Source organism: Pseudomonas sp. R37(2017) (assembly GCF_002113375.1).
Taxonomy (GTDB): Bacteria; Pseudomonadota; Gammaproteobacteria; order Pseudomonadales; family Pseudomonadaceae; genus Aquipseudomonas.
The window spans coordinates 229,066-242,898 of sequence record NZ_NEHO01000001.1 but is presented as its reverse complement, the minus strand read 5'-3'; the positions used below and the strand labels follow the sequence as shown (position 1 = coordinate 242,898).

9 protein-coding genes are annotated in these 13,833 nt (G+C 61.4%); 4 read left to right on the top strand and 5 right to left on the bottom strand.

The window, feature by feature from the left end:
- Positions 1-98 precede the first annotated feature (98 nt).
- Both CAG47_RS01135 and acnA read right to left on the bottom strand, forming a co-directional pair.
- Positions 99-1,664, bottom strand: a complete 1,566-nt coding sequence (locus CAG47_RS01135) for a PAS domain-containing methyl-accepting chemotaxis protein (protein WP_085723092.1) — start codon at positions 1,662-1,664, stop codon at positions 99-101.
- Positions 1,665-1,896: 232 nt separating this feature from the next.
- Entirely contained in the window at positions 1,897-4,638 is a 2,742-nt protein-coding gene (acnA, locus tag CAG47_RS01130) for an aconitate hydratase AcnA (RefSeq protein ID WP_085723091.1), read from the bottom strand.
- Positions 4,639-4,860: 222 nt separating this feature from the next.
- Between acnA and rlmM the strand changes: the two genes are divergently transcribed.
- Entirely contained in the window at positions 4,861-5,934 is a 1,074-nt protein-coding gene (gene rlmM, locus CAG47_RS01125) for a 23S rRNA (cytidine(2498)-2'-O)-methyltransferase RlmM (RefSeq protein WP_085723090.1), read from the top strand.
- Between the two features lie 168 nt (positions 5,935-6,102).
- Positions 6,103-6,354 carry a sulfurtransferase TusA gene (gene tusA / locus CAG47_RS01120; RefSeq protein ID WP_085723089.1) on the top strand — a complete coding sequence of 84 codons (252 nt, stop codon included), beginning with the start codon at positions 6,103-6,105 and terminating at the stop codon, positions 6,352-6,354.
- Positions 6,355-6,476: 122 nt separating this feature from the next.
- On the opposite strand, the gene CAG47_RS01115 is transcribed toward tusA, so the two are convergent.
- A complete protein-coding gene (locus CAG47_RS01115; RefSeq protein ID WP_085723437.1) occupies positions 6,477-7,880 on the bottom strand; it encodes an MATE family efflux transporter in 1,404 nt (467 codons plus the stop codon).
- Between the two features lie 281 nt (positions 7,881-8,161).
- Here CAG47_RS01115 and pdxB point away from each other — a divergent pair, with 281 nt between their 5' ends.
- On the top strand, positions 8,162-9,304 hold the full coding sequence (pdxB, locus tag CAG47_RS01110) for a 4-phosphoerythronate dehydrogenase PdxB (protein ID WP_085723088.1): 1,143 nt from the start codon (positions 8,162-8,164) through the stop codon (positions 9,302-9,304).
- A gap of 188 nt (positions 9,305-9,492) precedes the next feature.
- Here pdxB and CAG47_RS01105 read toward each other — a convergent pair whose 3' ends face one another.
- Positions 9,493-9,672 carry a PA1571 family protein gene (locus CAG47_RS01105; protein ID WP_085723087.1) on the bottom strand — a complete coding sequence of 60 codons (180 nt, stop codon included), beginning with the start codon at positions 9,670-9,672 and terminating at the stop codon, positions 9,493-9,495.
- Positions 9,673-9,924: 252 nt separating this feature from the next.
- Here CAG47_RS01105 and CAG47_RS01100 point away from each other — a divergent pair, with 252 nt between their 5' ends.
- Complete coding sequence (locus CAG47_RS01100) at positions 9,925-11,712, top strand: ABC transporter transmembrane domain-containing protein (protein WP_177408906.1); 1,788 nt, start codon at positions 9,925-9,927, stop codon at positions 11,710-11,712.
- Positions 11,713-11,813: 101 nt separating this feature from the next.
- Here CAG47_RS01100 and CAG47_RS01095 read toward each other — a convergent pair whose 3' ends face one another.
- Positions 11,814-13,742 carry a transglycosylase SLT domain-containing protein gene (locus CAG47_RS01095; RefSeq protein WP_085723086.1) on the bottom strand — a complete coding sequence of 643 codons (1,929 nt, stop codon included), beginning with the start codon at positions 13,740-13,742 and terminating at the stop codon, positions 11,814-11,816.
- Positions 13,743-13,833: the final 91 nt, after the last annotated feature.

Sequence of the window (13,833 nt, the reverse complement as noted above, 5' to 3'; positions counted from 1 at the left end):
CGCGAGCAGGCTCGCTCCCACAGGAGTTTGTGTGCCGCCCGGGTCCACTGTGGGAGCGAGCCTGCTCGCGAATACGATCTGCCAGGCAACATCACAAATCAGCGGTTGAACCGCTCCACCAACGAATACTGGGTGTTCGCTGTCTTGGTCAGTTCTTCGCTGAGCAACGCCGAGTTCTGCGCCTGCTCCGAAGTCTGGTCCGCCAGCTCCGAGATATTGCTGATGTTGCGGCTGATTTCTTCAGCCACGGCACTTTGCTCTTCGGTCGCGGCAGCGATCTGGGTGGTCATGTCGGTGATGTTGGCCACCGCCTCGCTGATCCCCACCAGAGCCTGGTCCGCTTCCAGTACCCGCGCCACGCCTTCTTCAGCCTGACGATGGCCGGCTTCCATGGTCTGCACGGCGGTGCCGGCGGTTTGCTGGAGCTTGGCGATCAGCGCATGAATCTGTCCGGTGGACTCGCTGGTGCGTTGCGCCAGTTGACGGACTTCGTCGGCCACCACCGCAAAACCGCGACCCATCTCGCCGGCACGGGCGGCTTCGATGGCGGCGTTCAGGGCCAGCAGGTTGGTCTGGTCGGCGATGCCTTTGATCACGTCGACCACGCCACCGATTTCGTTGCTGTCCTTGGCCAGTTGCGTCACGGTCACGCCGGTTTCACCCACCACCACTGACAAGCGCTGGATGGCTTCGCGGGTTTCCCCGGCAATGTCACGACCACGACCGGTCAGGCGATTGGCTTCCTGGGTGGCGTCGGCGGTGCGTTGTACGTGGCTGGCGACTTCCTGGGTAGTCGCGGCCATCTGGTTGACCGCGGTGGCCACTTGCTCGGTCTCGACCCGTTGACGCTCCAGGCCACTGGAGCTGTTGTGCGCCAGGGCATCGGATTGCCTGGCCTGATCGGTCAGGTGTTCGGCCGTGTCCTGCAGGCGCGTCAGGCAGGTTTTCAGGCGTGCTTCCTGACTGAGGATGGACATCTCCAGTCGTGCCTGATCGCCGCGACTGTCGGTGTACATCTGAGCGATCAACGGATCGGACGTAGTCTGCTCGGCCAGGCGCAGCAAACGCTTGAGGCCACGCTGTTGCCAGCGAAGGCCCATCAGGCCCAGTGGCACCGAAAGACCGGCCGCCAGGGCAAAACCCCACTGGGAGTTCAGTGATGCACCGATCATGAAGCTCAATTGGCTGACCAGAATGAACGGCAGCCAGTCCTGCAGGACCGGCAACCATTTATCCGAGGAGGGAATGGCTGACTTGCCCTGGTTGATGCGTTGGTAGAGCGCTTCGGCGCGGCGGATCTGTTCGGCGGTGGGCTTGACCCGCACCGACTCGTAACCGATCACCTGATTGCCTTCGAAGATCGGTGTCACATAGGCGTTCACCCAGTAGTGATCACCGCTCTTGCAGCGATTCTTGACAATGCCCATCCATGGCAAGCCTTGTTTCAGCGTGGCCCACATGTGTGCGAACACCGCCGCCGGGACGTCGGGGTGACGAACCAGGTTGTGCGGTGCGCGGATCAGTTCCTCTCGGGAATATCCGCTGATGTCGACGAAGTCGTCGTTACAGTAGGTGATCATGCCCTTGGCATCGGTGGTGGAAATCAACCGTTGCTGAGCCGGGAACGTCCGCTCGCGCTGTGTGATGGGTTGGTTGTTACGCATGGCTGTTTCATTCCGCAAGGCTTTGACAGGGTTTCGGCAAGCCTGGCGAAATATTGAAATTATTTTTCAACAATGAGTAGCGTGTCGCAAAATGACTGGGGCGTCAGGGTTTTACCTATGCACAGATTTGCTTCTGTAGGAGCGAGCATGCTCGCGATGACGGCGGTACCGCCAACATCTACATCGCCTGACACACCGCCATCGCGAGCATGCTCGCTCCTACAGGGGCGGTTCATCCCGCAATCAACTGCCTTAGCACGTAATGCAGAATCCCTCCGGCCTTGAAGTACTCCACTTCGTTCAGGGTATCGATGCGGCACAGCACCTCGATCTTCTCGCGGCTGCCGTCTTCGCGAGTGATGACCAGCGTCAGGTTCATCCGTGGCGTCAGCTCGACGCCGGTCAAGCCGAGGATGTCCAGGGTTTCACTGCCATTGAGGTTCAGGCTCTTGCGGTTCTGATCCAGCTTGAACTGCAACGGCAGCACGCCCATGCCCACCAGGTTGGAGCGGTGAATCCGTTCGAAACTTTCGGCAATGACCGCTTTGACCCCCAGCAGGTTGGTGCCTTTGGCCGCCCAGTCGCGGCTCGATCCGGTGCCGTACTCCTGACCGGCGATCACCACCAGCGGCGTGCCCGAAGCCTGATAGCGCATGGCGGCGTCGTAGATCGACATCTTCTCCCCGGTGGGAATGTAGCGGGTGTTGCCGCCTTCTTCGCCGCCGAGCATTTCGTTGCGTATGCGGATGTTGGCGAAGGTGCCGCGCATCATCACTTCATGGTTGCCCCGTCGCGAACCGTAGGAGTTGAAGTCCCGCGGCTCCACGCCTTTGTCGCGCAGGTATTGTCCGGCCGGGCTGTCGGCCTTGATGTTACCGGCCGGGGAGATGTGGTCGGTGGTCACCGAGTCGCCGAGCAGCGCGAGAATGTTCGCTGCACAGACATCCTTGACCACTGGCGGCGGACCGCCGATGTCGTCGAAGAACGGTGGGTGCTGGATGTAGGTCGAGTCGTCCTGCCATTCATAGGTCGCCGCCTGCGGGACCTTGATCGCCTGCCATTGCTCGTCACCGGCGAACACTTCGGCGTATTCCTTGTGGAACATGGCGGTATTGACCTGGTTGACCGCCTCGGCAATTTCCTTGCTGCCTGGCCAGATGTCCCGCAGGTAAACCGGTTTGCCATCCTTGTCTTCGCCCAGTGGCTCGCGGCTGAGATCGGTGCGCACCGTGCCCGCCAGTGCGTAAGCCACCACCAGCGGCGGTGAGGCCAGCCAGTTGGACTTGACCAGCGGATGCACCCGACCTTCGAAGTTGCGATTGCCCGAGAGCACCGATGCCACGGTGAGATCGGATTGCTGGACGGCTTTTTCGATGGGCTCCGGCAGCGGCCCGGAGTTGCCGATGCAGGTGGTGCAGCCATAGCCGACCAGGGCAAATCCCAATTCGTCGAGGTAATGGGCCAGGCCGGCCGCCTTATAGTAGTCGGTGACCACTTTCGAGCCGGGGGCCAGCGAGCTCTTCACCCAGGGTTTGCGTTTCAGGCCTTTTTCCACGGCTTTCTTCGCCACCAGCCCGGCCGCCATCATCACGCTCGGGTTGGAGGTGTTGGTGCAGGAGGTGATGGCGGCGATGACCACCGCGCCGTTTTTCAGGCGATAGGTCTGGCCTTCGTGTTGGTAATCCGCTTCGCCGGCCAGATCGGCGTTGCCGACGGCGACGCCGCCACCGCCTTCACTTTCCAGGCGGCCTTCTTCCTTGCTGGTGGGTTTGAATTGCAGGTCAAGGAAGTCACTGAACGCTTGCGCGACGTTCGGCAGCGAAACCCGGTCCTGTGGACGTTTCGGTCCCGCGAGGCTGGCTTCGACACTGCCCATGTCCAGCGCCAGGCTGTCGGTGAACGCCGGTTCCTGGCCGGGCAGGCGCCACAGGCCCTGGACCTTGCTGTAGGTCTCGACCAGTTGCACCGTTTCGAGGGGGCGGCCTGACAGGCGCAAGTACTCCAGGGTGACGTCGTCCACCGGGAAGAAACCGCAGGTGGCGCCGTATTCCGGGGCCATGTTGGCGATGGTCGCGCGGTCGGCCAGTGGCAGGTCGGCGAGGCCATCGCCGTAGAACTCGACGAATTTGCCTACCACGCCCTTCTTGCGCAGCATCTGGGTCACGGTCAGCACCAGGTCGGTGGCGGTGATGCCTTCCTTGAGCTTGCCGGTGAGTTTGAAGCCGATGACCTCCGGAATCAGCATCGACACAGGTTGCCCGAGCATCGCCGCTTCCGCCTCGATTCCGCCGACGCCCCAGCCGAGCACGCCGAGACCGTTGATCATGGTGGTGTGCGAGTCGGTGCCCACCAGCGTGTCCGGGAAGGCATAGGTGCGACCGTCCTCATCCTTGGTCCACACCGTGCGACCGAGGTATTCCAGATTTACCTGGTGACAGATCCCGGTTCCCGGCGGCACCACGCTGAAGTTGTCGAAGGCGTTCTGGCCCCAGCGCAGGAACGCATAACGCTCGCCATTGCGCTGCATTTCAATGTCGACGTTCTGCTCGAAAGCGTTGCTGCTGGCAAATTTGTCGACCATCACCGAGTGGTCGATCACCAGGTCTACCGGCGACAGCGGGTTGATCCGCTGCGGATTGCCGCCGGCCCTGGCCATCGCCGCACGCATGGCGGCCAGGTCGACTACGGCGGGGACACCGGTAAAGTCTTGCATCAGCACTCGCGCCGGGCGGTACTGGATTTCGCGGTCGGAGCGACGCTCCTTGAGCCACGCGGCCAGTGCCCTCAGGTCGGCGCCGGTGACGGTTTTTTCGTCTTCCCAGCGCAACAGGTTTTCCAGCAGGACTTTCAATGACATCGGCAACTTGTCCAGCTCGCCCAGGCTTCTGGCGGCTTCGGGCAGGCTGAAGTAGTGGTAGGTCTTGTTGCCGACTTGCAGGGTCTTGAGTGTTTTCAGGCTATCAAGGGACGGCATTACGATCACTCCTTTGAGTCCGCACGGCTACGGACTGGGGGAACGGACAGAGCCTTAAACCTAGCCCTGTTTTAAGTAGCTGGCTAATAACTGGACTCTATGGACAGACCCCAGGTTCCGAAGTCAGCTATCATGCGCCGGTTTTCGTGACAGGCTTTGCTTCAACGCAAGCCTGGGCATCGCGCAGTGGCCGAAATTCCTCGCCATTGCCCAGGAGTAAGAATGAACACCCTATTCATGCATTGCCGGCCGGGCTTCGAAGGCGAAGTCTGTTCCGAGATTTCCGACCTTGCCGCTCGGCTGAACGTGGCCGGATATGCCAAGGCCAAGGCGGCAACTGCCTGCGCCGAATTTGTCTGTACCGAAGAAGACGGCGCCGAGCGCCTGATGCACGGACAGCGTTTCGCCGAGCTGATCTTTCCGCGCCAGTGGGCCCGGGGGATTTTCATCGATCTGCCGGAAACCGACCGCATCAGCGTGATCCTCGATCATATGGCGGACTTTCCGCCGTGCGGCAGCCTGTGGCTGGAAATGGTCGACACCAACGACGGCAAGGAACTGTCGAACTTCTGCAAGAAATTCGAAGTGCACCTGCGCAAGGCGCTGATGGCCGCCGGCAAACTGCTGGAAGATGCGCACAAGCCGCGACTGTTGCTGACCTTCAAGAGCGGTCGCGAAGTGTTCATGGGCCTGGCTGAGCCGAACAACTCGGCCATGTGGCCGATGGGCATTCCCCGTTTGAAATTCCCCCGCGAGGCGCCGAGCCGCTCGACCCTCAAACTGGAAGAGGCCTGGCACCACTTCATTCCGCGCGACCAGTGGGATGAGCGCCTGCACAGTGACATGACCGGCGTTGACCTCGGGGCTGCTCCCGGTGGCTGGACCTGGCAACTGGTCAATCGCGGCATGTTGGTGACCGCCATCGACAACGGCCCGATGGCCGAAAGCCTGATGGACACCGGCCTGGTGCAACACTTGATGGCCGACGGTTTCACCTTCAAGCCCAAGCAACCGGTGGACTGGATGGTCTGCGACATCGTCGAGAAACCGGCGCGCAATGCCGCGATGCTGGAAGAGTGGATCGGCGACGGTCATTGCCGCGAGGCAGTGGTCAACCTCAAACTGCCGATGAAGCAACGTTATGCCGAGGTGAAGCGTTTGCTCGAGCGTATTGCCGAGGGATTCAAGGCGCGGGGCATCAAGGTCGAGATCGGCTGCAAGCAGCTGTACCACGACCGTGAGGAAGTGACCTGCCATTTGCGTCGGCTGGACGTGAAGAAGCCCAAGTCCCGCTGATTGACGCGACCCCTTGTGGGAGCGAGCCTGCTCGCGAAAGCGTCCGGTCAGTCAATATCCCTGTTGAATGGCACGCCGCATTCGCGAGCAGGCTCGCTCCCACAGGTGCCACAGATGACGTTACACCCGGCAATGCGCGACAATGCCGGCCAGTTTCAGGAGTGAATCATGAGTGAAATGCTTGATACGCCGGTAGACGGCACCCTCGACGCCACCGGCCTCAACTGCCCCGAGCCGGTGATGATGCTGCACCAGCACATCCGTGACCTGGTGCCCGGCGGCCTGCTCAAGGTGATTGCCACCGACCCGTCGACCCGTCGCGACATTCCCAAGTTCTGTGTGTTTCTCGACCACGAACTGGTGGCACAGCACGAAGAGAAAGGCACCTACCTGTACTGGATCCGCAAGAAGCCTGTTTAACCAATACCTCTGTAGGAGCGAGCATGCTCGCGATGGACGTTAACGATGCCGCTGACTGCCTGATACTCCGCGGCGCTCTGTCGTCCATCGCGAGCTTGCTCGCTCCTACAGGGTTGCGGCGTTCAACCCTGGCTGTTACGAATCCGCCGGCGCGCACTGAGCGTCAGGCGGATCGACAGCATCAGCGCCGCACAGCTCAAGCCGGCAATCAGCCCTTCCCACAGCCCGCTCGGGCCGCTGGCCGGAGCGAACCAGTCGGTCAGTCCCAGCGCGTAGCCGACCGGCAGGCCAATGCCCCAATAGGCGAACAAGGTCAGGATCATCGTCACCCGGGTGTCCTGGTAGCCACGCAACGCGCCTGCGCAGATCACCTGGATGGCGTCGGAAAACTGATACAGCGCGGCATACACAATCAGCATCGACGCAATCTGGATCACATTGTGGTCAGGCGTGTAGATCGAGGCGATCGGTTCGCGCAACAGAAGGATCAGGCTCGCTGAAAACGCCGCGAACACCAGTGCCGCGCCGAGGCCGACCTTCGCCGCGAAGCGCGCCTGCCAGGGATTGCCGGCCCCCAGGGCCTGGCCGACCCGCACAGTCACGGCCATGCCCAGCGAGTAAGGAATCATGAACAGCAACGAGCTGATGTTCAGGGCGATTTGATGCCCTGCCACCACGGTAGACCCGAGACTGCCGATCAACAGGGCGATGACCGCAAAGATGCTGGACTCGGCGAAGACGGCGATACCGATCGGCAGGCCAATGCTGACCAGGCGCTTGATCACGGCCCATTCAGGCCGGTCGAAGCGCACCAGTACGCGGGTGCGGGCATAGAAGGGGGCCCAGCACGTCCAGCCGGCCATGCTCAACGCCATGAACCACATCACGATGCCGCTGGCCCAGCCGCAACCGACGCCACCCAGGGCTGGTGCGCCGAAATGGCCGTAGATCAACGCATAGTTCAGCGGGATATTCAGCAGCAGACCGCACAAGCCAATGACCATGCTCGGACGGGTACGCCCCATGCCATCGCTGTAGCAGCGCAGTACGTAATAGAACGCCATGCCGGGAAATCCGAAAGCGATCCCGTGCAGGTAACCCATGCTCGGCTCGATCAATTGCGGATCGACTTTCATCCAGTGCAGGATCGGCTCGGCGCCGAGCAGCAGGCCACTGCCGATCAAGCCGACACACAGTGCGAGCCACAGTGCCTGGCGTACCAGCGGTCCGATCTGGTCAAACTGCCCGGCGCCAAAGCGTTGCGCGACCTTGGGTGTGGTAGCCAGCAGGACGCCGGATATCAACAGGTAGATCGGAATCCAGATCGAATTGCCCAGGGCTACCGAGGCCAGGTCCCGAGGGCTGACGCGCCCGGCCATCACTGCATCGACGAAGCCCATGGCCGTGGTGGCCAGTTGCGCGATCATGATGGGCAGGGCCAGTCCGAGCAGGCCCTTGAGTTCCAGGCGTACGGGTGTTGTCCGCGCAGGCGCAATGGCGGCGGTATTTTCGATTACAGGATTCAATGGCGAAACGTCCAAAAGGTTTTGAAGCACAGGCGCGCATTCTACGCGTTGACGCGCCAGTCAGGAAAAGACCCGTGTTACCGATTTGTAAGCAACCCTCTGTCTGTAGGAGCGAGCAAGCTCCGGGCGGCGTTCCGACGATGGACGCAAGGATGTCATGTTCATTCAGGCATCCCGCGTCATCGTTGACGACCATCGTCGGAACGCCGCCCGGAGCATGCTCGCTCCTACACAGAAATGAATTCTGCGCCTAAACTGCCGGTCCGCCAAAGGAGCCCGCCATGTTGATTGTTGCCGACGAAAATATTCCCCTGCTCGATGCCTTCTTTGAAGGCTTCGGTGAAATCCGCCGGGTGCCGGGGCGCGCCATTGACCGTGCGATGGTCGAGCAGGCCGAGGTGCTGTTGGTGCGCTCGGTGACCAACGTCAATCGCGCGCTGCTTGAAGGCAGCAAAGTGCGTTTTGTCGGTACTTGCACCATCGGCACCGATCATCTGGACCTGGATTACTTTCAACAAGCCGGTATCACCTGGTCCAGCGCTCCGGGCTGCAATGCCCGCGGCGTGGTCGACTATGTGCTCGGCAGCTTGCTGACCCTGGCCGAAATCGAGGGTGTCGACCTGGCCCGGCGTACCTACGGCGTGGTCGGTGCCGGCGAAGTGGGCGGGCGGCTGGTCAAGGTCCTGCAAGGCCTGGGCTGGAAGGTGCTGGTGTGCGATCCGCCACGGCAGGCCGCTGAAGGGGGAGACTACGTCAGCCTTGAGCAGATCGTCGAAGCGTGCGATGTCATCAGCCTGCATACGCCGTTGACCAGGCAGGGCCAACAAGCGACCTGGCATTTGTTCGATGAAAAACGTCTGAATCAACTCAAGCCCGGTACCTGGCTGATCAATGCCAGTCGTGGGCCGGTGGTCAACAATGCCGCCCTGCGCGATGTATTGTTGGTGCGCGAAGACCTGCAAGCGGTGCTCGATGTCTGGGAAGGCGAGCCTGAGGTCGACTTGGCGCTGGCCGAGCTGTGCGTGCTGGCAACGCCGCACATTGCCGGTTACAGCCTCGATGGCAAGCAGCGCGGAACCGCGCAGATTTATGACGCGTATTGCGACTTCCTCGGGCAACCGCCCCGTGTCAGCCTGAACGATTTGCTGCCGGCGCCCTGGCTGTCGCACGTGACCCTCAATGCGCAAAGCGACCCGGCCTGGGCGTTGGCGATGCTGTGCCGTGGCGTGTATGACCCGCGTCGTGACGATGCGGATTTCCGTCGCAGCCTGGTCGGCAGTGTCAGCGAGCAGCGAGCGGCATTCGACAGGCTGCGCAAGCAGTATCCGTCGCGCCGGGAGATCGACGGATTGCAGGTGCGGATCGAGGGTCATTCGCCGGAGTTGCACAGGATTGTGGCGGCGTTGGGGGCGACGGCAATCTGATCGAGCGTGGCGGCCCCTTCGCGAGCAGGCTCGCTCCCACAGGGGTCAATACTGGATGCAAATGTTGTGGCCCGGATTCTTTGTGGGAGCGAGCCTGCTCGCGAAGGGCGTGCCACGGTCCCGGATTGGATACGCAGACATAAAAAACCCGGCCAACAATGGGCCGGGTCATGAAGACGGTGGCTATATCACTTTTGTTCGGCAGGCTTGACCAAGCGCTTTTCCAGTTCTTTGCAAGCTTTCTGGATCATCTCTTCAGTGATCGGTACTTCGCGACCCTGCTCGTCAATAATCGAGCAACCCAGAGACTGGTCTGGATGCGTGCGGATCACTTGAATCTTGTCGTCGCTGCTGTATTGCAAGGACATGGCCTGTCTCCTCATCAGGTTGTGTGGTTACTGTAGAACCTCCAGGTGACCGGGCTGTGACAACTCCCTGCGATCTTTCCGGGGGGGACAGAACCAGTCCAGCAGAAATGCCTTCTCGTGGCTACCCGAACTTTAGACCAATAGCGTCTAGCCTCTAGTGTGGGTGGACATAATTAACCTGACTCATTGTGATTTGCAGCGAGCCACCCCATTGAGCGGCATAGGCTGACCCTGATGATTGCTTTGTCCTGGATGAATGCGATGTTCTCTGCCCGTCACCGCCGCGCTGTTCGCCTGGCCATTCGTTTCATTGCGCCGTATCGCTGGCAGGCCTTTGGCGCGTTGCTGGCGTTGATCGTCACCGCAGGCATCACCCTGTCCATGGGGCAGGGTATCCGTCTGCTGGTGGACGAGGGGTTCATGACCCAGTCACCGCATCTGCTCAATCAATCCATCGCTCTGTTCATGCTGTTGGTGCTGGGGTTGGCAATCGGTACGTTTGCGCGGTTCTACCTGGTGTCGTGGATTGGCGAGCGCTGCGTGGCGGATATCCGGCGCCAGGTGTTCAATCATCTGATTTACCTGCATCCGGGGTTCTACGAAGACAACCGCAGTTCCGAAATCCAGTCCCGCCTGACCGCCGATACTACGTTGCTGCAATCGGTCATCGGGTCATCGCTGTCGTTGTTCCTGCGCAATCTGTTGATGGTGATAGGCGGGATTGTCCTGTTGTTCATCACCAACCCCAAGCTCACCAGCATCGTGGTGGTGGCCTTGCCCCTGGTGATCGCACCCATCCTGATCTTCGGGCGCCGGGTGCGTAATCTCTCACGCCTGAGTCAGGATCGGATTGCCGATATCGGCAGCTACGTGTCGGAAACCCTGGGACAGATCAAGACCGTGCAGGCCTACAACCATCAGGCTCAGGATGAGCGCCGGTTTGCCGTGACGGTGGAGGAGGCGTTCAACACCGCGCGCAAACGCATCTTCCAGCGGGCCTGGCTGATTACCCTGGTGATCGTGCTGGTCCTGGGTGCGGTCGGGGTGATGCTCTGGGTTGGCGGCATGGACGTCATCGCCGGGCGAATTTCCGCGGGCGAGTTGGCGGCGTTCGTGTTCTACAGCCTGATCGTCGGCAGTGCGTTCGGCACGTTGAGCGAGGTGATTGGCGAGCTGCAGCGGGCAGCCGGCGCAGCCGAGCGGATTGCCGAATTACTGCGTTCGGAAAACATCATCCTGCCGCCGGTGACAGGCAGGGTGACACTGCCGGACCGGGTCGACGGCCATCTGCAGCTGCAAAATGTGCGTTTTTCCTACCCGTCGCGGCCGGACAGCTATGCCGTCGACGGCTTGAGCCTGACGGTCAATGCCGGTGAGACGCTGGCGCTGGTCGGGCCATCAGGGGCCGGCAAATCGACGGTGTATGACTTGCTGCTGCGTTTTTACGACCCGGCCGAGGGGCACATACTGCTCGACGGCGTGTCGTTGACTCAGCTTGATCCGCTGGATCTGCGCCGCTGCTTCGCCCTGGTGTCGCAAACCCCGGCGCTGTTTTTCGGCAGCATTGAAGAAAACCTCCGCTACGGCAATCCGAAGGCGACCCTGGCCGAGGTACAGGAAGCGGCAAGAATCGCTTACGCCCATGACTTCATCGAGGCCATGCCCAACGGTTACCAGACGCATCTGGGGGATGGCGGTCTCGGCTTGTCCGGTGGCCAGCGCCAACGCCTGGCCATCGCCCGGGCGTTGCTGGTGGATGCCCCGATCCTGCTCCTCGACGAAGCTACCAGTGCGCTCGACGCCCAGAGTGAACACCTGATCCAGCAGGCGCTGCCAAGCCTGATGAAAAACCGTACCACCCTGGTCATCGCCCATCGCCTGGCCACGGTGAAAAACGCCGACCGGATCGCGGTGATGGACCAGGGGAAGCTAGTGGCGGTGGGCACCCATCAGGAACTGATTGCCAGCAATGCGTTGTATGCGCGGTTGGCGGCATTGCAGTTCAGCGATGGATTGATCAACGCCGGGGAACTCTTGTAGGAGCGAGCAGGCTCGCGATGGACATTAGAGCGCCGCTGGGTGTCAGGCATCCCGCGTCATCGTTGACGACCATCGCGAGCATGCTCGCTCCTACACAGTAATCATTGATCGTCGAAGAACCGCTCATGCCAATCCACGATCGGTTGTGGCGAATTGAGCTTTTCACCGTAGATCACTGAGTACGACAACACGTTTTGCACGTATTGGCGGGTTTCGTCGAACGGAATGCTTTCCACCCACACGTCGAAACTCAGGTGGTCGGCACCGCGCAGCCATTGGCGGACGCGACCGGGGCCGGCGTTGTAGGCGGCGGAGGCGAGGACGCGGTTGCCGTTGAACTGGCTGTGCACCTGGCTCAGGTAGGCGGCACCGAGCTGGATGTTCTTGTCCGGATCCAGCAATTGCTGTGGCGAGCTATAGGGAATGCTGAACTTGCGTGCGGTTTCCTTGGCGGTGGCCGGCATCAGTTGCATCAGGCCCGAAGCGCCGACCCCGGAGCGGGCGTCGTCCATGAATGCGCTTTCCTGGCGGGTGATGGCGAACGCCCAGCTCGGGTGCAAGCCGCGATTCTTCGCCTCACGCACCAGAGTATTGCGGTGAGCCATCGGGAAGCGGATGTCCAGATCGTCCCAGTACTGCGCCTGGCTGATGGTGCGGATCGCCGGGAAGTACCATTTCAGGTCGTAGGCCAGTTTGGCCTGGGCGACCATTTCGTCGCGACTGAAGTGACGGCTGACGTAGTACCACTCACGCCGGCCATCGATGATCTGCCCGCGGGCGTGCAGCTCCAGGGCGCGGCGCACGCCAGGCGTGTTGCGCACCTTGTTGATGGTGGCCTGGCTGAGTACCAGCGGCTTGTTGAGCAAAGAGTAGGGCGACTGTGAGCGATCGGCGGCGAGGAAACCGTAGAAGTCGCGTTCGCGGGCCAGGTTTTTATAGAGCGTCTGCGCTTCCGGGTTCTGCGGTTGCGCCAGTTCCAGGCTACGGGCCTGCCAGTAGCGCCAGCGGTTGGTGGTGGCCAGGTCCTGGGGCAGGCGGCGGGTCAACTGATAGGCATCATCCCAGCGCGCCAGGCGCAGAAGCAGGCGCAGGCGCCATTCGGAAACGGTGTTGTCGCGCAGCTCCGGGTCGTATTTGGTCATGACGTCCAGCGCGCGGCTGTCGAAACGTCGTGCGAGGGTCAGGCCGATTTCCCGGGCGATCGCCACTTTCTCATCCCGGGAGAAATGCATGCTGTTGGCGTAACCGTCGAGCAGGGCCATGGCCTTGTCCGGGTCCTGGCGGGCCAGGCGGCGCAGGCCGAGGCTGACCACGTCGGCCATGGCCTCGTCGGCCGGGGTGAAGCGTGACGGCTGGTTGAGCAGTTCCGGTTTCTGTGCCACGTCCACCAGCAAGCGGCCACGAGGGGCGAGGGTGGTCATGCTGTTGACCAGGCTGTTGGCCAGCGGGTAGTTGCGCGCCTGGGCGGCGAGTTTGGCGCGCTGCCAGCGTTTTTGCTCGGTCAACTGGCCATCGGCGGCCCACATGCCGAACAGGGCGTCGCAGGCGTCGGGTTGGGACTTGCCGGTCAGCCAGAGCTTTTCGGCGTTGGCGTAACCTTCGGATTTGAGGTTGTGGCTGATCTGGTACTGCGCATTCAGGCAATCCAGTTCGGTAAAGTTCATCTTCGGGTCGTAATATCTGACGAAGGTCGCCCAGTCGCCCCGATCCGCCAACCAGCGCAACCAGCGCAGTTTCATCCAGTTGGCCTGGGGCAGGTCGCCGTGTTCGGCGAGGAATTTCTCGATTTCGGCGTTGCTCGCGGATTTCAGGCGTGCGGTCAGTTCGTCATAAGCCAGGTAGGGTTCCAGCGGATAATCGGCAAGGGCCTGGCTGTAACGGAAGTACGGGCCGCTATCGCCTTTGGCCAGTGCGCGTTTGGCTTCATCGTAATACTGGCGTTGGGTGGACAGGTCCACCGCCTGGGCGGATTGAACGGCAGCGGCAGACAGTAAAAAAGCAGACAAAAGATTGAAAAGGCGACTGCGCATGAGACATCCGTGCAGAGAAATCATGACAAGTGCGGGCCACGGCCCGCACTGAATTGTCTGTAGCTTAGCCTTTTGCCAGCAGCCGGCGAAA